General features: G+C 42.7%; 18 protein-coding genes. 8 read left to right on the top strand and 10 right to left on the bottom strand.

Annotated elements, in window-relative coordinates; translation table 11 throughout:
* Positions 1–34: 34 nt before the first annotated feature.
* Genes L6773_RS13505 through L6773_RS13490 form a run of 4 tightly spaced genes read right to left on the bottom strand, consistent with a single transcriptional unit; the run spans position 35 to position 4256 of the window.
* Entirely contained in the window at positions 35–1771 is a 1737-nt protein-coding gene (locus L6773_RS13505; RefSeq protein ID WP_237854963.1) for a SulP family inorganic anion transporter, read from the bottom strand.
* A gap of 49 nt (positions 1772–1820) precedes the next feature.
* Positions 1821–3230 carry an MBL fold metallo-hydrolase gene (locus L6773_RS13500; RefSeq protein WP_237854962.1) on the bottom strand — a complete coding sequence of 470 codons (1410 nt, stop codon included), beginning with the start codon at positions 3228–3230 and terminating at the stop codon, positions 1821–1823.
* Positions 3231–3265: 35 nt separating this feature from the next.
* Positions 3266–3685 (bottom strand): DUF6691 family protein, encoded by a 420-nt coding sequence (locus L6773_RS13495; RefSeq protein WP_369431575.1) that lies wholly within the window; start codon positions 3683–3685, stop codon positions 3266–3268.
* Between the two features lie 10 nt (positions 3686–3695).
* A complete protein-coding gene (locus L6773_RS13490) occupies positions 3696–4256 on the bottom strand; it encodes a YeeE/YedE family protein (protein WP_237854960.1) in 561 nt (186 codons plus the stop codon).
* Positions 4257–4487: 231 nt separating this feature from the next.
* Here L6773_RS13490 and L6773_RS13485 point away from each other — a divergent pair, with 231 nt between their 5' ends.
* From L6773_RS13485 to ribB, 4 genes are all read left to right on the top strand, one after another.
* Complete coding sequence (locus L6773_RS13485; RefSeq protein ID WP_237854959.1) at positions 4488–5300, top strand: GntR family transcriptional regulator; 813 nt, start codon at positions 4488–4490, stop codon at positions 5298–5300.
* 110 nt (positions 5301–5410) lie between these two features.
* Positions 5411–5617, top strand: a complete 207-nt coding sequence (locus tag L6773_RS13480; RefSeq protein ID WP_237854958.1) for a YgaP family membrane protein — start codon at positions 5411–5413, stop codon at positions 5615–5617.
* Between the two features lie 148 nt (positions 5618–5765).
* Positions 5766–6089, top strand: a complete 324-nt coding sequence (gene yajC, locus L6773_RS13475; protein ID WP_237854957.1) for a preprotein translocase subunit YajC — start codon at positions 5766–5768, stop codon at positions 6087–6089.
* A gap of 82 nt (positions 6090–6171) precedes the next feature.
* Entirely contained in the window at positions 6172–7392 is a 1221-nt protein-coding gene (ribB, locus tag L6773_RS13470) for a 3,4-dihydroxy-2-butanone-4-phosphate synthase (RefSeq protein WP_237854956.1), read from the top strand.
* On the opposite strand, the gene L6773_RS13465 is transcribed toward ribB, so the two are convergent.
* From L6773_RS13465 to ileS, 3 genes are read right to left on the bottom strand one after another with little or no spacing between them, the layout of a single operon-like run.
* Positions 7384–8034, bottom strand: coding sequence for a signal peptidase II (locus tag L6773_RS13465; protein WP_237854955.1), 651 nt, complete (start codon positions 8032–8034; stop codon positions 7384–7386). The two genes, ribB and L6773_RS13465, sit on opposite strands and share 9 nt — an antisense overlap.
* 10 nt (positions 8035–8044) lie before the next feature.
* On the bottom strand, positions 8045–8449 hold the full coding sequence (locus L6773_RS13460) for a TraR/DksA family transcriptional regulator (protein ID WP_237854954.1): 405 nt from the start codon (positions 8447–8449) through the stop codon (positions 8045–8047).
* An 11-nt stretch (positions 8450–8460) separates the two neighbouring features.
* Complete coding sequence (ileS, locus tag L6773_RS13455) at positions 8461–11631, bottom strand: isoleucine--tRNA ligase (RefSeq protein WP_237854953.1); 3171 nt, start codon at positions 11629–11631, stop codon at positions 8461–8463.
* Positions 11632–11901: 270 nt separating this feature from the next.
* Between ileS and L6773_RS13450 the strand changes: the two genes are divergently transcribed.
* Together L6773_RS13450 and L6773_RS13445 are read left to right on the top strand one after the other, a co-directional pair.
* The gene (locus L6773_RS13450) at positions 11902–12417 is read left to right on the top strand and encodes a low molecular weight protein-tyrosine-phosphatase (protein ID WP_237854952.1); all 516 of its coding nucleotides are present in this window, start codon (positions 11902–11904) and stop codon (positions 12415–12417) included.
* Between the two features lie 69 nt (positions 12418–12486).
* Entirely contained in the window at positions 12487–13353 is an 867-nt protein-coding gene (locus tag L6773_RS13445) for a fructosamine kinase family protein (protein ID WP_237854951.1), read from the top strand.
* Between the two features lie 215 nt (positions 13354–13568).
* Here L6773_RS13445 and L6773_RS13440 read toward each other — a convergent pair whose 3' ends face one another.
* The 3 genes from L6773_RS13440 to L6773_RS13430 all read right to left on the bottom strand — a co-directional run bounded on the left by L6773_RS13440 (position 13569) and on the right by L6773_RS13430 (position 21757).
* On the bottom strand, positions 13569–16862 hold the full coding sequence (locus tag L6773_RS13440; protein WP_237854950.1) for a VCBS repeat-containing protein: 3294 nt from the start codon (positions 16860–16862) through the stop codon (positions 13569–13571).
* 154 nt (positions 16863–17016) lie between these two features.
* Entirely contained in the window at positions 17017–18552 is a 1536-nt protein-coding gene (locus L6773_RS13435) for a SusD/RagB family nutrient-binding outer membrane lipoprotein (protein WP_237854949.1), read from the bottom strand.
* Positions 18553–18565: 13 nt separating this feature from the next.
* A complete protein-coding gene (locus L6773_RS13430; protein ID WP_237854948.1) occupies positions 18566–21757 on the bottom strand; it encodes a SusC/RagA family TonB-linked outer membrane protein in 3192 nt (1063 codons plus the stop codon).
* A gap of 310 nt (positions 21758–22067) precedes the next feature.
* Between L6773_RS13430 and L6773_RS13425 the strand changes: the two genes are divergently transcribed.
* Together L6773_RS13425 and L6773_RS13420 are read left to right on the top strand one after the other, a co-directional pair.
* Positions 22068–23213 (top strand): carbohydrate-binding family 9-like protein, encoded by a 1146-nt coding sequence (locus L6773_RS13425; protein WP_237854947.1) that lies wholly within the window; start codon positions 22068–22070, stop codon positions 23211–23213.
* A gap of 130 nt (positions 23214–23343) precedes the next feature.
* Positions 23344–24432: a family 10 glycosylhydrolase gene (locus L6773_RS13420; RefSeq protein WP_237854946.1), complete on the top strand. Its 1089-nt coding sequence runs from the start codon at positions 23344–23346 to the stop codon at positions 24430–24432.
* Positions 24433–24719: the final 287 nt, after the last annotated feature.

The following is a 24719-nucleotide window of genomic DNA, read 5'->3' as shown; positions in this document are numbered from 1 at the left end:
ATTTCTATATAGTTTTCTTCTTTCATTATTTGTCTCAGACATTTGTCTGAAGAGGTGAGAATTCACGTTCTTCTCTCACATCTTCACTCTTCCTGTAATACTCCAGCGCTTCATCCACATCAAAGAAGTAGGTATCTCTGCCCATCAATTCTACAACACCGCTTTTCATAAGTTTATCCCTAACGGGACCAATGGCACCGGCAATGTAAAACCGCACTCCTTTTTGATTTAATTCCTGTATCAACTCTGTGAGCATATGTACGCCTGTTGAATCGATATTATTGATTGCGGATGCATCCAGGATTACAAGCTCCAGGTCATCGCTATGGTCAGCTATTCGATGGTTTATCGACTCCCTGAAATGCTCCACATTTGCGAAGTATATAGGTGCATCAAACCGATAAATCATCACATCTTCTGTTATATTCGCTTCTTCGTATCGATTTATATTCCGAAATGTTTTACTGTCTCCCAACCTGCCCAATTCTGCATTATGAGGTTTTGAGCTGCTGTAAATTACCAAAGCAAGTGAGATTAAAACGCCTATTCCGATACCCTCTTCAATTCCGAGGGCCAAAGTGGCAACAAAGGTGATCAACAGCATTGCCAGATCTTTTTTATCTGTTTTAAAGAGATTCAGCATCTCTTGATAGTCGAACAAACCGGCAACGGCCACCATAATTATTGCAGCCAAAACTGCACTTGGCAAATAATAAAAGAGAGGTGTTAAAAACAGCACCGTCAAACCGATTATTCCCGCACTGACTACAGCGGCCAATGTCGTTTTTGCCCCGGATTGATCATTTACTGCCGTTCTTGAAAACCCGCCCGTTGTTGGGAAGGACTGGAAAAATGAACCCCCAATATTGGCAAGGCCTAAACCCACAAGCTCCTTGTTTGCATCTACTTTGTAGCCATGTTTATTGGCAATTGCTTTTGCAACAGCAATAGATTCCATATAACTAACCAATGAAATCACCAAGACAATTGGAATCAGAAGTTGCATGTCTGAGAAATTCACAAATCCTGCATCAAACGACGGCAGGCCTTCCGGTATTTCTCCAACGATGCTTACTCCTGCTTGATTCAGGCCAAACAGATATGTAAATAGTGTTCCAAGAATTACAACGACCAATGCAGAGGGAAATGTTTTTTTCCACTTTCTTATCATCATTATAGTAAAGATTGACCCGATTCCAATCACAGCTGTCATCAGATCAATCTGGGATAGTTTTCCCGCCAGGCCGATAAGAATTTCGTGCACATAGTTTGTTCTCGGCAGATCTACTCCGAGAAGATTCTTAATCTGACTGGCTCCGATGATGATTGCAGCAGCAGAAGTGAAACCACTTAAAACAGGATGTGATAAAAAATTTACCAGGAATCCCATTCTGAAAAGTCCCATCAGGAATTGTACAAGGCCAACTCCAAGGGCAGTAAGTACTGCAAGCTGGATGAACCGATCACTACCTACTTCCGCTATCTCACCTACACCGGCTATCACAAGTAGAGAAACCATAGCCACGGGACCTACTGCAAGCTGACGCGAAGTACCAAATAGCGCATATATGAGTAGTGGTACAAGGGATGCATATAATCCATAAACGGGAGGTAATCCGGCAAGTATAGCGTATGCCATGCCTTGCGGAATGAGCATAATACCAACCGTAATGCCTGCATTCAAATCTCCCTTAAATGTCGAACCGTCGTAACTACGCACAGTCTCCACAACCGGGAGAATTTCTCCGATATATTTTATGATTGATCTCATAATAAGTTGGCGGCTGATATATCAATCATACCAGGCCGCCTTTGTACGATTACGCTGTTTGCGGCTTTTGATAGTTCTCGAAGTTGTCGTCAATAAGAACAACATCATACCCCTCTCTTTCTAAAAGTGCCGCTGCTACCGCAGAACGTCCACCAGCCTGGCAATGAACGTAAATTTTTCTCTTAACAGGAACTTCATCCATTCTTGGAAGTAATCTTGTGTGAGCAATATTCAGAGCTCCATCGATGTGTCCCTCTTGATATTCTGACGCTTTTCGAACATCCAGGACGAGTGAATTAGCATCTGCTTCATCAATCCCCTCAAAGGTTCTCACATCCACTTTTTCGAGTGTTCCGATATTTTGTTCGGAGTACATGACCAGATCTTTTGGAGTTACAAATCCTCGGATTTTGTCGTATCCAATCCTGTACAGATCACGTACGGCCTCTTCAGCCAGGTGTTCTTCAACCACCAGGTAGATCTCTTCATCCTCAGTGATGTAAGAACCAGCTACAGTATTGAACTGCTTATTCAGCGGAGACAGAAGTGATCCGGGAATGTATCCGAACGCAAAATCCTCTCGGTTCCTGGTATCCAACAGAACTGCACCCTCTTGTTGTGTTACTTTCTTCAACTCTTTAAGAGTTAATCTTTTCGGCTGTGGTAAACCACCGGTAATAGCCGGGCCAACCTTGTTATCACGTTTCATCCGTGCAAAATAGAGTGGAGGTTCCGGCTGACCCTCAAGGATAAATTTCACAAAATTATCTTCAGATGTAGCAGATTTGAGGGAGTTGTTGTATCTCAGTTCATATCCAACGGTTGACTCCGGAATTGCACCCAATGCTTTCCCGCATGCACTTCCTGCCCCGTGCCCCGGCCAAACCTGCAGATATTCCGGTACAGATTTGAACTCCTCTACAGATTTGTAAAGTGTTCGGGCTGAAGGTTCCATCACATCCTTTTGGCCGGCAGCCGATTCTAAAAGATCCGGACGCCCAACATCTCCCACGAACACAAAATCACCGGTAGCAATACCCATCGGCTCATCAGCCGCAGCACCGTCTGTGATAAAATAGCTTAAATGCTCAGGAGTATGTCCCGGTGTATGCCATGCTTTAAATGTGATGTTTCCAAGCTGGAATGTGTCACCGTCGTTGAGAAGCTCAAAATCATAATCACTGTCCATGAGCCATTCATATTTCCAGTCTTTATCACCTTCGTCAGAAGCGTATACTTTTACATCTCGTTCGGCAAATTCACGCAACCCGGAAATATAGTCTGCATGGATATGAGTGTCGGCTGCAGCCACGATGGTTAAATTTTCATCGGCTGCTGCATCAATATACTGATCGATATCCCTCATAGGATCAATGACCAAGGCCGTACCATTGGCCTGACAACCCACGAGATATGAATATTGTGCTAATTTGTTATCAAAGAATTGTTTGAAATACATAGTTTTTTCTCCTTTTCTCTATGTTTTGAAATTCGTTAATGCGGTAATTTATGTCGAACAGCCCCGTACAGCCAGGTGCCAAAAGTTGCTGTTACTATCGGAATAATCATGATCGTTAAACCCGTACCTAAAAGTGCAAATATTGGCCCCGGGCATGCACCTAACAACGCCCATCCAAGGCCAAACATCGATCCTCCTATAATATACCGTTTCCATTGAGAAGAATCCTTAGGAGGAATCGATATCGGGTTACCCTCAATATCCGGAATATTCATTCTTTTAATAATCTGAATAGAGATAATTCCCACAATGATTGCAGAACCGATAATTCCAAACATATGGAAATCCTGGAATCGGAACATCTCCTGGATTCTGAACCATGACACTACCTCTGACTTTACAAGGATAAATCCGAAATATAGACCGCCTACTAAATATCTTAAATTACTTAACATAGTTTATTACTTATGATAAAATGAGGGGTAAGATGATATGAGTCATAATCAATCCACCCACAAAGAATGAGATGGTTGCAACTACACTTGCAATTTGCAGGTCGGAAATACCGGTTATTGCATGACCAGAAGTACAACCCCCGCCATACCTGGTTCCAAAGCCGACCAGGAATCCACCGAGAGCAAGAATCATGATTCCTTCAAATGTTCCAAGGCTTGCCCAGCTAAACAGGTCGGCGGGCACAAGGCCTTCAAAAGAGTTGATTCCTAATGCTTGCAAATCTGCAACTGTTTGAGCAGAAATAGCTACCGGGTCAGGATTTGCCCAGACATATCCGGCAAGAAATCCACCCAGGACAATTCCTGTTAAGAATATCATATTCCAAGTGCCTTCTTTCTTCCAGTCATAATGAAAGAAATCTACATCACCCGGAAAACAGGCAGCACAAGCATGCCGGAAATTCGATGAAATACCGAATTTTTTGCCCCCCATTATTAATAAGCCCGGTACTGTCAAACCAATCAGGGGTCCGGCTATGTACCAAGGCCACGGTTCAGTTAAAAAATCCATGAGTTTTTATGTTTTGTTTTCATTTGTTTCACCCAAAATAAGACAATTGTATGTACTTGTCAATACAAGTTGTTTGAATATTTCATAAATACTTTAAATGATCCTTATTTGAAATAAATTGCACTGTTTGATCTCAAATTTCCGGCTTTTACAGTAGAAACCTAGACATGTTAATACAGGTATTGATGTTTAATTCCTGATTGATTACATTTCAATAAAACGATTAAACAAATGGAGCTAAAGAAAGGAATACCGCGACACGCACAGATAACGCAGTGGCTGCGAAATCAAATAGAAAAGGGAGTATATGAAGCCGATGAAAAACTCCCGTCTGAAAATGATCTTGCCAAAAAGTTTGATGTAAGTCGAGTTACCATTCGACGGGCTCTTCAATCCTTAGAAAGTGATTCAATCATTTATCGGTGCCAGGGACTGGGATCTTTTGTAAGCGATGAACGAGCCACCCACGACCTTGTAAAACTTACCGACTTTAATGAAGATATGGCCAAAGCCGGCCTTGAACCAGCATCTATCGTGCAAAAGTTTGATACTGTAGATGCCCCAGAATGGCTTCCGCCGCTATTAAACATTGATAAAGGAAGTAAAGTGCTTCAGATAGACCGGTTACGACTTGGTGACGGTGAACCGATCGCCTTCGACAGTACATGGCTGCCCATTTTATATGGACAATTATTGGACGTAAAAACTTTAACAAAATCAACTATTTACAGGGTTTTGGAAGAAAATTATGATATCCCGGTAATTCGCGGATGCTATAAACTATCAGCTGAAATAGCTAATCAGAATTTAGCTGATGTCTTAAAAATTAAAGAAAACTCTCCGCTTTTTTTGATTGATCGGCTATCTTATACTATAGGGGACAAACCACTGTACTATCAAAAAAGATATTACAGAAATGATAAAGTGGTCTATGAACTAACGTTGGAAAGAACTCCGGGCGAAAGAAGTAGTGGAATGCCCTTAAAAGAGTTTATACCTGTTTTCAGTTCAGAAAAAATAACCCAACAAAATCAAAATGATTAAAGACAAACCAACATGGGTGAAGTTGATTCTCGTATGTACTATTTGCCTGGTCATCGCTGCTCTTATTGGTTTGTTGATCCAACAATTCACTTGAACTAATGAGGATTATTATGAAAAAGAACATGGGGTCAATCGACAGAACCATCAGAACAGTTATTGCAATAGTTGTAGCAATACTTTACTTCACAGGCGCTATAAGTGGCACTGTTGCCATTGTCCTGGGCGTACTAGCGGCAGTATTTCTTTTAACCAGTTTAATTGGAACATGTCCACTCTATCTTCCGGTAGGACTTTCAACCAAAAAAGAAACCAAGTAGCATCTCAATTAATTTTTTGTTGAGATTTTTTGTGTTTATATGCAACAGGAATAGTACAGGCTGATTATTAATCAAACTACATAAATTGCTCTACGGTTAAGAATACGGTATCTTTAAAGTCTGAAAATTTTTAACATATTATATACTTATGACTTTTCTATATACCTATTTTATGATGTCTCCTCCCGGCGGTGAAGGCGGTGGCGGGGCAATGATCAACCTGCTTTTCCTGGGTGCAATTTTCTTTGTGTTCTATTTCTTTATCATCCGCCCGCAAACCAAACGCCAAAAAGAGATCCAGAAGAAAGTGAGCGAAATGAAAAAGGGAGACAAAGTAGTAACCGGCGGTGGTATGTTTGGAATTGTGAATTCTATTGATGACGATACTGTTCTTTTGGAGATTGACAGTGGCGTAAAGGCTCGTTTCCAAAAAAGTTCAATCACGGATGTAAATCCCGGCAAGAATAAATAAACCGGTTCAACATCCGATATTTTTTAAATTGACACTTTAAGCACTGCACCATCAATATTTTGATCGGAAGACGCTAATTTTTATGTCTGAATTTACTTTTCATACAATTCCCGAAGCGATTGAGGATATTCGTGAAGGAAAAATGCTCATTGTGGTGGATGACGAAGATCGCGAAAATGAAGGTGATTTTCTGATGGCTGCCGACAAAGTGACTTCCGATGCTATAAATATTATGGCAAAACATGGGCGTGGTTTAATTTGTGCTCCAATTACCCGGGAAAAAGCCCACGAATTAGATCTCGATTTTATGGTCACCGACGGGGCGGATCCGGATGAGGCGGCATTCACCATTTCCGTCGATCACAAGAGTAAAACCACAACCGGTATTTCTGCACCCGATCGAGCTAATACCATTCGGGAGTTGATCAACCCGGAGGCAAATCCAGATGATTTTCGAAAACCGGGGCATATTTTTCCGCTTGTAGCTGCTAACGGAGGTGTGCTCAGACGTGCCGGACATACTGAGGCAGCCACTGATCTTGCCCGGCTTGCAGGTCTTCAACCAGCCGGAATTATTTGTGAAATCATGAAAGATGACGGTGATATGGCCCGTCTCCCCGACCTCATGAAGATGGCGAAAGATTTCGACATGAAGATCATCACCATAAAGGATTTAATAGCCTACCGGATGGAGCATGAATCTCTGGTAAAAGAAGATCTGAGTGTGGATATGCCAACCATCTATGGTGATTTTGACCTCCATGTTTTTTCTGAAAGACTCACCAACGATCATCATCTGGCATTTGTAAAAGGTTCCTGGAAAGAATCTGAGCCTGTTTTAGTTCGGGTTCATTCATCTACACCTCTTGCCGATATTTTTGGCAGCAAGCGAAGTGACAAAACAGAACTGCTTCACCAAGCAATGAAAATGGTTGAAAAAGCCGGCAAAGGTGTGGTTTTGTATATGGATCAGATGAATAGAGACTATGGAATAGTTGAACAGATAAAAGCTCTTAAACTACAAGAAGATGGTCTCAATAAAGAACAGATCCAGAAGAATTTGGGAATTCGAATGGACTACCGGGATTATGGAGTCGGAGCTCAAATTCTGCACTCGCTCGGTGTTCGAAAATTGAAGTTGCTTACCAATAATCCCGTAAAAAGAGTGGGGTTGAAAAGCTTCGGGCTTGAGATGATTGAAGAGGTGCCAATTCCAATCCATCATGATCCTGACGATTCGGAAGAGAAATTAGATAAACCTCAAACCAGAGAGGGATTTTTGAAAAAACTGATGTTAGAGTGAGGGTGAATCACTGCCCGACTCCCTGATACTCTTCTCTTCGTTTGATTTCGCCTCAATAAACTCTTCTTCAGATCTATAAAAGATTTGCTCCCCTTGATCCTGTTCTGAAATCGAAGCTTCATCTTCCACAGGCATAATTTTTTTATGAAACAAGAGAAGAATGATTATTGACGTACTGATTGCAATATCCGCCACATTAAATATGTAGGGAAATACTGGAGTCTCACCAATTTCAAGGTTAAAGTGAATAAAATCAACAACATGACCGTCTAATACGCCGCCGTATCCGCCAATAATCCCCATGAAAATTCGGTCCATGATATTGCCAAGTGCCCCACCTAAAATCAACCCCATACAAACCAGGTATGCATATGTGGCTTGTGAGAGGTTAAAGAGCACATAGGTAAGAATACCAATAGTTGCCACTATAGCAACTGAGCTAATAACCGGTGTAGAAAGCCAGTCCATACCGAGTGCCATGCCCGGATTTTTTGTAAAATTAAATGCAAGCCACCCGTCAATGACGCTCATCCGCTGAAGATCCGGAGTTGTTCTGACCATGTATTTCGTAACTTGGTCGAGTATCAACACAAGGACAATCGGCGAAAAAAGTATGGCTAATTTTTTTCCTGTCTCAGACAAATCAAGCCTATTATCGTCGTTTCAGTTTTGCTTCTATGCTCAACTGGGTATGTGGAACAGCTTCAAGTCGTCCTTTTGCAATTTTTTTGCCGGTAACTTTGCATACACCATAGGTTTTATTTTCAATCCGTCTCAGAGCATCATCCAGGTAACGGATAAATTTCTTTGTACGATTGAAAAGCATATAGGTCTTTTCCCGTTCCTGGGCATCTGTGCCGGCATCTGCCATATGAAATGAATACGCAGACTCGTCTGAAGCATTTTCCATACTTTCCCGAAGAAGATTTTGAAGAGTCGTTAACTCTTGCTCGGCTTCATCTCTTTTTTTGATGATGATTTCCTTAAAATACTCGAGTTCTTCGTCACTATAAGGAGAAACTCTTTCTTCGTTTTGTGATTCTTTTGAAGCAGCCATAGCACTAAATATTAATTGTTAATCGTTCGGCGTATTGATATTTCTGTATCATTTCCCTCAATTTCCCAGGTTTTTATAAAATCTGACACCTCTAATAAATTGGTATTAATTTCTTCAGCTAAAATTTCTGTTTTAATACTTTCTAAAGAAGACTCTACCGCCTCAGTCAACTGTTCAGATCCTGAAAAACCAACTACGATTCTGTCAGTCACCTCAAAATCGGCCTCTTTGCGCATATTTTGAATTCTATTTACGAATTCACGCGTGAGACCTTCCCGGACCAATTCAGGTGTTAGCTCAGTATCTACAGCAACGGTTATGCCTTTTTCCGTTTCAACGGACCAACCTTTTAAACCGGTTCGTTGGATCTCAAGTTCATCGGATGAAATCCGAACGGTCTCGCCGTCATCCAGGCTTAACTCAATCACTCCCTCTCTTTCAAAGGTAGTGATTTCTTCGTTTCCAAGGTCGTTTATTTTTGCAGCGACAGCTTTCATTTTACTTCCAAGCCGTTTCCCGAGAACAGGAAAGTTAGGTTTCGCCGATTTACTGACGATTCCTGACTCATCTTTAACGTATTCAATTTCTTTAACGTTAACTTCATCCAATATAATATCTTTTACCGATTCAACGACAGATTGTTCTTCTTTGTCGATCGGTAAGATAATCCGAGCCAGTGGCTGCCGAACGTTTATATCAATCTGATTCCGGATTCGAAGCACTACCGAACTAATGATTCGTGCCACATCCATACGGCGTTCGAGCTGCTTATCAATTGCTGTTTCTTCTACCGTAGGGTAAAACGAAAGGTGAACGGATTCTTCATCCTTCTTCGCCACATCGTTCAATCTCTGGAATAGCCACTCACCCATAAATGGTGCAATGGGCGACATCATTTTCGCGAGACTCAACAAACATTCAAAAAGAGTTTGATAGGCAGCTGTTTTATCAAGGCTTTTACCTTCTTTCCAAAATCGTCTGCGATTCCTTCGGATATACCAGTTACTCAGCTCCTCGACAAAATTTTCTACAGCGCGTGCCGCTTTTGTCGGTTCATATTCTTCGAGATATTCATCCACCAGTTTCACTGTGGAGTTTAACCTGGAGATAATCCATCGGTCCATCTCGGTTCGCTCCGCACTTGGAATAGATGCACCTGAGTACGCAAATCCATCAATGTTAGCGTACATTGCAAAAAAGGAGTACGTATTAACAATCGTATTAAAGAATTTTCGCTGCACCTCCCTCAGTCCATCTTCACTGAACTTCAGATTCTCCCATGGCGATGAGTTACTCATCATATACCAGCGAACCGTATCAGCACCAAATTTCTGAATCACATCGGCCGGATCAACACTGTTTCCTTTAGATTTACTCATCTTCTCGCCATTGGCATCAAGCACAAGGCCATTGGAAACAACATTCTTATAAGCAGGCTTATCAAATAACATCGTTCCCAGAGCATGCAAGGTATAAAACCAGCCACGAGTCTGGTCAACTCCTTCAGCAATAAAATCGGCCGGGAAATTTTGCTTGAACTTTTTCTTGTGTTCAAAAGGATAATGCCATTGTGCCCACGGCATAGAGCCGGAATCGAACCAGACATCAAGAAGGTCAGGAATCCGCCTCATGGTTCCGCCTTTCGGGCATTCCCAGGTGTATTTGTCTATATGGGGTCGGTGTAAATCAATCTCTTCATTTTCGTCGATACCCGCTTTCTTTCGTAACTCCTCAATACTGCCAATGCACTCCACGTACTCCGGGTCTTTATCACTCACCCAAATCGGGATCGGAGTTCCCCAGTATCGCTGACGGGAAACAGCCCAGTCTACATTATTTTCCAACCAGGTTCCAAACCGGCCGGTACCGGTACTTTCCGGCTTCCAGTTAATTTTATTGTTGAACTCCACCATCTTATCCTTGATCTCGGTAGTACGAATAAACCAGGATTCAACCGGGTACGACATCAATGGGGTTCCTTTTCTCCAATCAAATGGATAGTTGTGGAGGTAGGTTTCGTGCCAGTACATCTTGTTTTTGTCTTTAATGGCACGTGCAATCTCTTTATCGGCATCTTTGAACCATTCACCCTCAAAATCAGGTACTTTTTCGGTGAACCGGCCGTCTCCGTCAATCGGATTGTAGAGAGGGATTCCCTCTTTTTTGCACGTTTCATAGTCATCCGCACCAAAAGCCGGGGCTGTATGAACTACCCCTGTACCTTCATCAGTGGTTACATAATCGGCCTCTATAACTCTCCATGCATCATTTTTGTCGACTTCTTCAAGTGCATAGTCAAAAATGGGATTGTACACCCATCCAACCAGTTCGGAGCCTTTGTAAGAATCAACAATTTCGTAATCATGCTTCATGGCATCATCCAGGCACCCTTTCGCCAGGATATAATATTCGGTTTGATTCTCTTCAGAAACCTTAACCTTCACATATTCCAGGTTTGGATTCACGGCAAGCGCCATATTTGAAATAATCGTCCACGGTGTGGTTGTCCATGCTAGGAAATAGACATTTTCATCGGCCTCCAGCGGAAACTTCACATAAATTGATGGGTCCTGAGTCTCCTCGTATCCCAAACTAACTTCATGTGATGAAAGTACTGTCCCGCTGCCGGGAGAATACCACTGAATCTTATATCCCTTGTAAACAAGCCCCTTATCATAAAGCTGTTTAAATGCCCACCAAACAGATTCTATGTAGTCATTCTCGAAAGTGACGTACGGATCATCCAGATCTACCCAATACCCGATTCGAGCGGTAAGCTCATCCCAAATGTCTTTATATTTGAGCACACTTTCCCGGCACCTGGCGTTGTACTTAGCCATACCGTACTCTTCAACCTGCGAGCGTCCTTCCAATCCAAGCTCTTTTTCTACTTCGATCTCTACCGGCAAGCCGTGGGTATCCCAGCCGCCTTTTCGTTCCACACGGAACCCTTTAAGCGTTTTGTACCGGCAAAACAGATCTTTAACGGTCCGAGACATCACATGATGAATGCCCGGTTTGCCGTTTGCCGTTGGAGGACCCTCAAAGAAGGTAAATGGAATCCCGTCATCGCGGGTATCCAAACTCTTCTTAAAGATTTGATGTTCTTTCCACCAATTTAAAATTTCAACTTCTGCCTTTGGGTAGGCAAGTTGTTTAACTTCGCTGAATTTTTTAGCCATAGTGAACGTTATCGTTCATCTTCTAAAAATTTGATGTAAGCCTACAATATAAGAAAAGCTATACAATCAAAATACTTTATGGTTTACAGTTTTTTACTCCGATCTATAAAAGCAATGAAGATAGAATCATTCCGGTAGAAAATCAGATTAAAATTAAAGGATACCGGATTTCGTTTCATATTCCGGGGAACGATCAGAATGTTAAGTAGTTGAATAACTTGCACTATCCATTGTATTTTAAACACAATTTTGAAGGACAAAACTATAGCAATGAATCAAAAAATTACAAAAGACAATCCGTACAAAATCTGTTTTGTTTGCCTTGGCAATATATGCAGAAGTCCAACAGCCGAAGGAGTTTTCCAGCATCTTGTAAATGAGCGCGATCTTAAATCGTACTTTTATATTGACTCGGCCGGTACCTCTGCCTATCACATAGGTGAGCCGGCCAACAGTAAAAGCCAGTGGGTGGCCAACCAGGAAGGAGTGAAACTTCACTCGAAAGCCCGGCGGTTTGAAAAAGCCGACCTTGAGGAGTTCGACCTCATCCTGGCAATGGACCATGAGAATTTGAAGAATATCAAGTATTTAAACGGCAATCCGGTGTATTCTGATAAAATAAAATTACTTCGGGAGTTTGACCCTCAACCGGACGATAAAGCTGTACCCGATCCATATTATGGTGGCATGCAGGGATTCCAGAATGTTTTTGATGTGATCAAACGCAGCAGTGAAGCGTTGCTGAATGAGCTGGCCGAGCAAATTGAGGATTCAGGTGACACGTAGGGGCAATTCATGAATTGCCTGTACTACGCGTTCAACGTAAAATTATTGATGCGCTAAAAGAGCACAGCTATGATCCCAAAATCGATAAGAAATGTTTTAGAAAATCAATTTGATATTAAGATTGAGAGTGAGCAAACAGTCTCCGGCGGGAGTATAAATCGTGCCCATAAACTGCAAACCGATCAGGGAGCACTCTTTCTGAAATGGAATCGATCTGCACCGGATCATTTTTTTGATGTTGAGGCTAGAGGGTTAAAGCTGCTCGCCTCCGTGGATGCAGATATACGAGTACCCTCTGTTTTGGTTACTCAACCTCCTTCACCTGATACTCCCGGTTTCTTGCTGATAGAGTATATCAGAGAAGGTTCGGGTAGTTCATCCGACTCATATAATTTCGGGGCTGAATTGGCGAAACTTCACAATACTACGGGTGATCATTTCGGCCTTGCCTATGATAATTTTATTGGTAGCCTGCCGCAACAGAATGACCAATTCGACAACTGGATTCCATTTTTTGTTGAAAAGCGTATCAACCCTCAACTTAAAATGGCTATTGATTCCGGAAAGATTTCTCAAAACTTTTTTGGAAATTGGAACCGGCTCAGCAAAAAACTGGAAGACCTTCTTCCTCCAACAAAACCTTGTTTGATTCATGGTGATCTATGGGGCGGAAACTATCTTTTTGATGAGAATGGAACCGGTATTTTAATCGATCCTGCCGTCTATTACGGGCACCCGGAAATGGATCTTGCATTTACGAAGATGTTTGGCGGATTTTCAACCTCATTTTATGAAGGATACAAATCCGTAACCCCATTGGAAGACGATTTCTCAAACCGTGTACCGATCTATAATTTGTATCCACTTCTTGTTCATGTAAATCTCTTTGGCGGGCATTATGTATCTCAATTTGAGAGAATCGTCGGCAAATATTAATCCCAAATCTCTTTTAAAAAAAATTAAAGGGGGTCAAGATTCTGGAATTAAAAGTACAAACCAAACAAAAAAATAAAATGAGCGGTATTAAGAAATATTTTTTGTCACACCCTTATGATTTATGACTCGAATATTACTGCATCCGCTTTGTCTCCCCAAAATAGAATTTTCACATTAACAGCCTTCAGACCCTTAAAAGGCATTATTTGCTGATTTCAGTCGGCCGGCTGGTATAAAAATAGTTTTGGCAATTCTCCATAAACAGATAGTAAAAACAGAGGGCCAAGAGTAGTTGGCAGATACTCAATCTTCCTAACATCTCCTGTCGTATAAAAACCGGATTCTGCTGATGAAATAGCCTCAAACCCGTTATTGTTGAACCTGAAAAAAGCACCTTCACTTGCTAGAGGGCCGATTTCCGGACGTGTTCCATAGTTATTCCCGGCAGCCAAAATTTCCGGGTTTTGATCAGCAAAGAAATCTCCTACAAAGAAGTCGTATACAGGTGCCATCTGCACTTCCGGTGGCAGGTCAATTCCCGTAAACTCTCCTGAACCGTTATTCAAAAAAAGTTTTGAAGCAAACGTTTGTGCCTCATATTTATAGGCATTTTCAAACCCCTCGCCCAGTATTGTTTCAATGCTCGATTCGGCCCAGGATTTATAGGTTGGAAATTTTTCCTCAAAACCGGATATTTGTCTGATAAAAAGATCCCGGCCCGCGTAAGGCACTCGATTTCCATCATAATCATAAGTGAGCATAGGATCACTCAATCCGTTGTCGGTAAAATCTCCGTAGTAAATGATCGCCGGGTTTTCTTTTGAAGCTTTTAGAAAATGATTGAATCCAATATTCCCGGCTAATAAATCAGGAGCTCCGTCACCGTTTATATCAGCCACGTGTAGCGTATTCCAAAGTCCTTTAGTATCTGCAAAACCGGTTTCGCTTGTGATTTCACGAAAAGATCCGTCTTCAATTTCAAACACACGAATGGGCATCCACTCTCCGGCAATAATCAGTTCATTCGTACCATCTGCATTCGTATCAAACCAAACCGCATCGGTAACCATACCGGGTCGCTCCAATTCGTGTGCAACACTTTCGGTTACCTCTGTAAACCTGCCACCCTCATTTCGCAGCAAATAACTTCGGGGCGGAAGCGGATACTGTCCCGTCAGAACTCTGCCTCCAACAAAAAGATCGGGGTCGTTATCTCCATCAAAATCTAAAACAGTCACTGCCCCGCCACTTGCGTTCATCTTTGGCAGAGCGTTTTCTGCATATCGAAAGTTGCCAAAACCATCATTCATATATAACCTGTCTCGATATTGATGGCTGTTCATCTGATCGAAATTCCCTCCCGAAACCACGTACAGGTCGGGCGTACCGTTACCATCAGCATCAAAGAAAAGTGCTTCAACATCATCGTAACTATTATGCAGTTCCAAATAGCGCTGCTCAGTTTTTGAAAATGTTCCGTCTGGTTGTTGAAGGTAGATACTTGACGTCTGCCCCTGGCTTCCTCCTAAAAAAAGATCCTGCAAACCGTCACCGTTAATATCGGCTGAAGCCGATGCAGGGCCCAGGTTCGAGAGCGTATAGGGCATTAGAGGGCTGAAAATTCTATCTCGAAAAACATTCGGCTGGTGCCCCTCTTCTATTCCGAGAGCGCCCGGATTGAGTTGTACAAAAAACGTTTCTGAATCCGATTTCTCGATTGTTTGCTGAGCATTCACCTGGTCTATCTCAAGTGTTTGATTAACTTCAACATCAGAAATGGTTTGCCGGGTTTGATCCGGCCATGTGACTTCAACTTCTACCCGATCCAAATCTCCAAGGCCAAAGTGCAGGACAAGGTCAACAGATGATTGAAAACCCCTGGTTTGAAAGGCTTCCTGATAGAAAATATCACCACCTGAACCGGTCACCTTTACTTTCGAACCGATTCCCATTCGGTTATTTCCCTCTCCCTGAAGTTTGATTTTCAGGTAGCTTGAACTACGGTTATCAGATATACTGTTCTGATATATGGATGGCGATTCATTCCAGTTATTAACTACCAGGTCCAGGTCCCCATCATTATCTAAATCTGCATAAGCCGCCCCACTTGAGACTGCATATTTATTTAATCCCCAATCCTGACTTGCATCCTTAAAAGAATAGTGCCCCTCATTTTTAAATGAAAAGTTATGCATCTCTACCGGTTCCATTTGTTGGGAAAGCTCATATTTCAAATCGGGGTCATCCGGTAGATCGGAATCCGGAAATTGCTCCCAGAGAATCTCATTTAAATAATCGAGATCGGTGTAGAAGCGCGGAAATCCATTCGTGATGTACAGATCTTTAAGGCCGTCATTATCAAAGTCAGCCAAGAGCGTTGCCCAGCTCCAGTCAGATGCCGAAACTCCGGCCATTTGACCCACCTCCGTAAAAAATCCATCTCCATTGTTAATCTGAAGGGTATTCCGCATGTTTTTCCGATGATAGCCATTCGCTACAAGACGGTCGTAAATAGTGTAATCGGGTGTTTTAAACACGCTTCGTCGTTCATACTCCGGAGGCAGCATATCAACGATCATAATATCGGGTGAGCCATTATTGTCTATGTCTGAAATATCCGAGCCCATCGAGAAGTAGGAGGTTACATTGGTCCGGCTGAGAACTTCGTCTGAGAAGGTACCATCTCCCCGGTTGATGTACATGTAGTCACGCTCCATATAATCGTTGGCCACGTAAATATCGGGCCAGCCATCTTTATTTAAATCAGAAACCGTGGCACTCAAACCAAATCCAATCGGATTTTGATAGATTCCCGCCTCTTCACTCACATCTGTAAAAGTTCCGTCTCCATTATTTCGATAGAGTTTATCTCCCGCAAATCTATCACCCTGGTTTCGAATGGTTGTCATATCGAATCGAGCGAACTCCCTTGTATTGTAGTTGACAATAAACAGGTCCAACAACCCGTCTCCATTGTAATCTAACTGGTTTGATTGGGTGCAATAACCCGGATCATCCAAACCAAACATTTCTGACTGCTCTTCAAACGAGGGGATTCCATTCTCATCAGTACCCTGGTTAATAAAAAGTTTATTTCTACGTTCATTTTCGGGTTCTTTTCCTGTTTTACAAATATAGATATCGATTAGGCCATCGGCATTGATATCTCCCATCATAACACCTGCCGACCATCCACCCGCATCATTTACACCGGCGCGAGTTGTAATATTTCGAAATTGGAAATTACCTTCATTCAGGTATAGGGCATTATCAACCTGATTTGCTGTAAAATAGATATCAGGAAGTCCGTCTTCATTCAGATCCCCAATCGCAACTCCACCTCCATTATAGAAAAATTCAGATTCAAGGATGTTATTCCCAACACCTTCTACCAACGTATTTTGGAAATCAATCCCCGTATAATTTGTAGGCAGCTCCCGGAATAACGGGTCCGTTTCTTGAGATGTTTGAATTGTTAAAAAAAGAAGAAATGCGAACAAATAGAGCATGTCTTATATCACTTACTAAGGTTTACTACTCATAATTTATGAAAATGATTATTCACCATTTTAATCTTCTTCTATTAAATATGAGTCATTTTCAGATATAAAAAAACCCGGCACACAGGCCGGGTTTTTAAGCTACGGTTATAACACGTTTATTCTATTGGGCTACATCCCACCAGAATCGTGTTGTAAACTCATCAGGTCCCTGACGATTTATTGCAGAATTGTATCCTTCAGGGTTGTTGCTTGCTTCACTTGTAGGATAGATCAATCTTCTTGGAATCGTACCATTTGATTGATTTCCGGGATAATCAACAGGTGTCAATTGAGGATACCCGGTTCGTCTCCAGTTGGCATAAACTTCATAGAAGTTCAGGAATGTTGCCGCCCAGTACTGCTCGCCAATCTGTTGCGCCCAATTTGCAGAATCGTATGGATTTGCAGCAAGGTAAGCATCAATTTCAGCAGATGGAACTTCTACCGAAGCATCATAAATGGAGTACATCTGCATAGCTGCTCGTACACCTGCATTATAATGGTCGGCCGCGTTTCCTGTAGCCCAGCCTCTTTCGATCGCTTCTGCAATCATAAATTCAACTTCGGCATAGGTTTGGAATACCATTGGAGATTCCTTCAGTACGAACATTGGGTTGATACGGCTGTATGCATCACCATTATGCTCCTCATATGTAGGATCATACTGTGTGATTGTACTCGCATCGTAACCATTTGGCATACCTTGTGCAGGTCCGCCGGTTACTACCCAGCTTAAACGCTCGAGTCTTGGATCGTTGTGTTCCTGCATCCATCCAACAAACGTTGTACTGAGTCTTGGAGAATCATCTGTCGTGTATCTCTCTCCATTCCAGTTAAATACTTCGCCCATACCGTTTCGGTTGATACCACCGGGCCCGTCGGTATGCTGAATGTAACTGATATCGTCGTTGCTATCCATCACTCCACCCGCAATGGCTTTCTGCACCCATTCCTGGGCTGCAGCCTGGTCAACTTTTACCATACGGAGTCCAAGACGCAGCATCATTGAATATGCGTATTTTCTCCACTTCTCAACGTCGCCACCGTAAATCAGGTCTTGAGTCCCGGGCGTGCTTGCGCTTGCAGAGAGCTGACCTGCAGCCACTTCAAGCTCATTGAGCATATCTGCATAGATTTCTGACTGAGGATCATATGTGGGGAAGAAATCCCGTTCACTGAATCCTTTACCAGCACCAAAATAGGGAACATCACCATAGATATCGGTGATACGCTGAAAAGCTACGACCTTCCAGATTCGTGCAATTGAATTATAATTCACGAGATCTTCTTGCCCATCAACTGTTGGATCAGTAATCTCAACAAGGTTTGTCAGGTCTTTGATGTACCCGGTAAAAGCTCGATCCCACAACGCGGCAGAATAACTGCCAATGTACAGATACTTGTCACCTGCCCAGTATGTAGGCAAAGTTGCAAATTGCTGCATCATGGTTGATTGATAGATCAGCTGGGTACGCCAGTTTTCATACCGTTCCCCGGATGTTTGCAGTTGTGTATAAGCCAGGATAAATCCAGGATCAATCTCTTCTGCAACCGTCGGGTTCTCATTCAGTTCACTTAAACTGTCTGTGTTACAGCCATTGAGTGGTATCAGCAGAGCTGCAACAACAAGGGCTGTTAAATAATTGAGATATTTCATCTTGTTCATGTTCTTAAAATTTGAGGTTCACATTCAAACCAAAACTTCGGGTTTGGGGAACACCAAACCATTCCAGTCCCTGACCGTTGCTTGTGTTGTATGTTGATTCAGGATCAACATTATCAACTTCGCTGTAGATCAACCAGAGGTTACGCCCTACAACTGAAACAGATGCACCACTAAATGGTAAACCTTCTGTAAATCTTGCTGGCAATTGGTAACCCACGGTCAGACTTCTCAGTTTCACAAAACTGGCGTCTTGTACAAAGTATTCTGTTATGGACCCAAGTCTGCCGTAGTAATCCTGTACAGTAACTTCACCTTCGTTTTCAGGTGTATTTGGGAGGATATTCCATGTTTGCTGATTTCCTTCCTCATCAACACCGTTGATGGTTAAGCCATCTTCACGGCCTTCAAGGGTAGCTTTATGCATTCCACTGCCATAGGTTGAAGCATTTGTACCGGTGTAAAGATCACCGCCCAATTTGAAGTCAACCAAGAAACCAAAATTCAAATTTTTGTACTGGAAGTTATTTTGAACTCCACCGGCCCACGGATGAATACCGCTGCCAAGTACACGCTGTTTAGGGTCCCAAACCGGAAGTCCGTCTGCATCGTACACTTTCTGGCCGTTGATTCTCATATGCTCACGTCCAACAATCATACTGTAACCGCCTTCGAAGAACTCACCATCTTCATCTGTAAAGGCAATTCGGTGTTGAGAATAAGCATTTCTACTTCTGGCTTCCTGTACATTCAGTACTTTTGAATCCTGGTACAACTGCTCAACATCGTTCTCGTTGTAAGACAGGTTTAAAGTAACATCCCAGTTAAAGTTGATATTTTGCATGGGAGCAAGTGTCACCAGGAACTCATGCCCTGTATTGGAAACTTCACCAACATTTACAGTGGCACTTCCAAAACCGGATGTATTAGAAATAGCCGCCCTCAGAATGTCATCGGTTGTCTTTTTACTGTAATAGGCATAATCGAGTCCAACTCGGTTATTAAACAGTCGAAGATCAAAGCCAATTTCATACTCCTCAAGCGTCAATGGTTCCAATTGGTTATTCGGTACACTACCCTGAGAAATTCTTCCCAGTGCGGCACCCATGTGACCTTGACCAACAATGGTGTAATTCAAAGCAAGCTGATAGGGATCGGTACCGCCACCAACTTGTGCCCAAGAGGCTCTCAATCGACCAAATGTGATAACATCAGGAAGTTCAAAAGCATCGGAAAAGACAAAACTACCCCCAATACTTGGATAAAGAATACTATTCGAAGCCGTTGGAAGAGTTGAGAACCAGTCATTTCTTGCTGTAGCATTCAGGTAGATAAGATCTCTCCATGAAAGTTCAGCAGAACCAAACAATGAGTTAATTCCTGACTCGCTAATTCCATAACCAACACTCTGGTTTGCACCATTTCCGAGAGTATGAAGGAATGGGATGTTGAAGTTTTCTGCTCTACCGTTCAGGGTTTCAAAACTCCTTCTCATCCAGTTACCACCAAAAAGACCACTAATACCGAAATCGCTGAAATCCTGGTTAAAACCAACCATGTATTCAAGATTGGTTTCCCGAACACGCTGTTCAATTTCGTTCATAGCACCTTGAGGTCTGTAACCCGTTCCATATGGTTCAAGGTTGGTTCGACGGTTTGTGTACCAGTCCATACCAATCCGGCCACGAACATAAAGCCATTCCATGACATCAAATCTGAATGTACCTGAACCCATAAAACGGTCTCTGAGGTTATCATTCACAAACTGGTGGGTTGCCCAATAAGGGTTCTGACTAAAAATGTTGTTTGAATACAACAATTCAGAACCATCAGCCTGAGCACCTAATTTATCTGTTGGGCCTTTTAAGTCCCGAACATCAATACTGGGCGGCAATACTGATAAAGTGTAGTTGGCATTACCGGGTGCATCAGAAAGTCGAGCCCTGTTTGTAACATCTTCACGTGTATACTGGAGTTTTGTATCCACGGAAAGCCTGTCAGCCCATTCACCGGCTGAACTTAACACAACTGTTTGCCGGTTCATACCGGAATTTGGTACAATCGATTCATTTCTCAAATCAGACATTGACAATCGGAATGTTTGATTTGTTGTACCACCTGTCAAAGCAATGGTATTTGTGTTGGTATAACCTGTTCTGTAGAAATTGGATAAATTATCTTCATTAGCTACATAAGGACGCTGTTCTCCATCAAATTGGTACACGTTGGATCCATCAAGTCTTGCACCCCACGCACTGGCACCAAATTCCGCACCTTGCGCTGCTGTTTCTGGCTTTCTGCCTCGGTTTCCATGACCATATTGGTTCTGAAAATCGTACGTATTGATGTGTTGTTCAGCAGTAAAGTTTGAATTGAGTTCAACACCAATTCCATCCTGTCCCCGGGCTCCTTCACCGGATTTAGTTGTAATCATAACAACACCGTTAGAAGCTCTTGAGCCCCACAATGCTGCGGCTGTAGCACCTTTCAAAACACTGATATCTTCAATGTCATCCGGGTTGATACTTGTAAGACCATCACCCCAGTCGGAACCACCCCACATACCGGCAGAACCAAGCTGTGAGTTATCCATCGGGATACCATCAATTACATAGAGAGGTTCATTATTTCCACTAAGAGAAACATTACCACGAATTACAACACGACTGGATCCTGCTACACCGGAACCAATATTACTGACGTTTACCCCGGCTACGCGTCCCTGAAGGGCGTCTCCAAGGTTTACTTCACGAGCTTGAGCAAGTTCAGCTCCATCAACCTGTGTTACTGAATATCCAAGAGATTTTCGTTCTCGTTCCATCCCAAATGCCGTGACTACGAGATCATCGAGCTGAGCGAGTGATTGCCCTAACTCAACTGTTATATCTTCTCTGCCACTAAGGGCAATGGTTTGTGCTTCATAACCAACAAAGCTAAATGTTAGCTGAACGTTGGGTCCTGAAACAGTGAGTGTGAATTCACCATCTACATCTGTTACCGTACCCGTTTGTGTACCAACTTCTACGATGTTGACACCGGGTATCGGCTCATCTGTTTCACCGTCCACCACCTGGCCGGTTACCTCAAATCCCTGAGCCATTACGGGATTTGATACACTAAAAGCCAAACAAAACACGAGACTAAGCAGTCCTATTGCTTTGGTCAACCTTCTAAGGAAGTTATTGTACGGACTGTGCATATATTTACCGTTTAATTATTGTTATTAATTATACCTGTAAGCGGGTATTTGCTACTTATAGGTTCTTTTTGAATTGTAAAGGAAAGCCTGTCTTTTTAGTCCTGCTTGTACCCGAACTGACTGACTTTATGTTAACTTACAATTTAGTAGTTCACTAATTATACCAATTTAGCGGTCAGATACAATTTGGTACCGGTTCCAAAAATTCACTACTGTTCACAATTATCGGCCAGAGGTTGTATATAGGATAACTGATACAAATGTTGAGTACCCTGGTAAAAACTCATTACATTACGATTTGATTTGAGCTATGACTGAGAAAATATCCCTCGTTACACTACTTGTTTCTGCATTTCTCTTTCTTTCAATGAGTGAAGAAAAACTTTTCGCTATTCAAAAAACGAAGGTTCCCTATCAATTTTCTCCAAAAACTTATATCACTCACAAAATTTCTGATTCGCTTATCATCGACGGAAAATTGGATGAACCCGCCTGGCAGCAATCTCGCTGGACGGACTCTTTTTTAGATATCCGGGGAGAACACCTCCCGATCCCTCGATTTGAAACCAGGGCTAAAATACTTTGGGATGATCAGTTTCTGTACATCGCTGCCGAGATGGTAGAGCCGCATCTGTGGGCGACCATTGAAGAAAGGGATGCCGTGATTTTCCAGGAAAATAACTTTGAAATTTTTATTGATCCGGACGGGGACACACATAACTATTATGAGCTTGAAATCAATGCCTTAAAAACTTTTTGGGATTTGATGCTCACCCAACCCTATCGAACCGGCGGCCGACCACTGAACGCCTGGGATATTAAAGGGTTGGAAATTGGAGTTGATCTTAGAGGCACATTGAATAATCCGTCGGATGTAGACGATGGCTGGACACTTGAGGTAGCGATCCCTTTTTATGTTTTGAATCAAACCATAGGCCGGGGTCAGCCTGAAGACGGCTCCCAATGGAAACTTAATTTCTCTCGTGTTGAATGGAAAACAGACGTAGAGAACGGGGCATATATAAAGCAAACAAATCCGGAAACGGGCAGGCCTTTCCCGGAAGACAACTGGGTATGGTCGCCCCAGGGAGTGATTGATATGCACCTGCCTGAGCGATGGGGGATTATTCAATTTTCTACTGAAGCCCCCGGAAGCGACGTTTCCTTCTCACATTCAGACGACTTGAAATATGAGTGGGTTTTAAGGCAACTGTACTACCGGCAAGGAAATTATCTACGAGAGAATGGGAGATTTTCTAATGACTTGAATAAGCTCGAAGCCCAAACACTTTTTAACGACCATGATATACAGCCAGAAGTTCAGATTAAAGTTTTAGGGGATTCTTATTTGATGAGTCTCACAACCGAGGAGTTGGATCACACATTTTACATTCGCGAGGACAGCCGGGCCTGGAAGGAGGTGAAATCGGTTGGTGGATTGCGGAATGGGGATTGAGGAATGTGTTTTTTGAACCGATCTTCCCCAATCCACATACCGCATCCCGCATTCCGTTAGCTAAAAACAGATATTCATTAACACTTTTCATATCAACTTATACATCATTTAGAAGCAAAAACTAATCACCATGAACAGAAAATCATTTCTCAAGAAAATCGGAACCGGAACCGTTGGGCTCACTGCTCTACAATCAATGCCATTTCAGGTGACAAACGCGTTCCAGGGGCGAACATGGGATTCACGAAATTATGCATGGATCTCCAATCACAATGGAACCGATGATGAACTCCGGGCTCGTCTTGAACTGATGAAAAATGCGGGTTTGGACGGAATTCTGCCCTCCGGCAATTATGAGAAATGGATTCAGCTGGCTGAGGAATTTGAACTCGATGTCCATGCCTGGTTCGTTACTCTTCAACGGGGCGGTGATGACTGGCTGATCGAAAATCACCCCGAGTGGTTTATGGTGAACCGAAATGGAGAATCATCTGTAACCGATCCTGCTTATGTAGATTACTACAAATGGCTCTGCCCGACCCGGCCGGAAGCTCAAGAATATATACTCAACAAAGTAGATGAGATTCTGAAGCTCTCCGAAATCAAAAGTGTTCATTTGGATTATATCCGCTATCCCGATGTAATTCTTCCGATTCAACTCCAGCCGGGATATGGGATTGTTCAGGATAAAGAGTATCCCCAGTATGACTACTGTTTCTGTGATGCGTGCCGAAATAAATATGAAAATTTGTACGATAAAGACCCGATGGATCTTGAAAATCCAACTGAAGATGATACGTTCAGCCAGTTTCGGTACAACCAAGTCACGCACCTGGTGAATCAAGTCGCGATGAAAGTTCACGATAACGGTATAAAACTGACCGCCGCCGTTTTCCCTACACCGGACATCGCGAGATCTCTCGTACGCCAAAACTGGCCCGTTTGGAATCTCGATGCCGTTTTCCCGATGCAGTACAACCACTTTTACCACAAACCGGTGAGCTGGATCGGACAGGCCGCCGCCGAAGCAAGAAGAGAACTACCTGCCACCACAGAGATGTTTAGCGGACTTTATGTCCCGGAAATGACGCCCATCGAAGTATCTCAAGCTTATGAATTTGCAATGGAAAACGGCGCAAATGGCATCTGCATTTTTCCCGATCACAGCATGACTCAAGAACACTGGGATTATCTGAGCCGGGTACTTCAAAAAGGATAACTGTACAACGGGCAGCTTGCCCGTTACTGATCAATTCAGAACAACCGACGCGTATAGAAAGAGGATACCTGACTGCCGTTCAAAGTCTTAAATCATTGGTTCCAACCGAACAATAGTTCAGGGCCAGAGAAGCTTCTCCGGCGTACAACGGGCAGCCCCGAAAGTGTTCGGGACAGGCACTGCCCGTTACTGATCAATTCAAAACAAACAATTCATTTGGAAGAGGATATTTGACTTCAGTTCAATAGCTAAGCTCTTGGACTTTAACTGAACAATATTTCTAAGCC

The organism is Rhodohalobacter sulfatireducens (assembly GCF_022012475.1).
Taxonomy (GTDB): Bacteria; Bacteroidota; Rhodothermia; order Balneolales; family Balneolaceae; genus Rhodohalobacter; species Rhodohalobacter sulfatireducens.
Note: the sequence above shows the minus strand (reverse complement) of the source record. Positions and strands in the feature narration are given on the sequence as shown.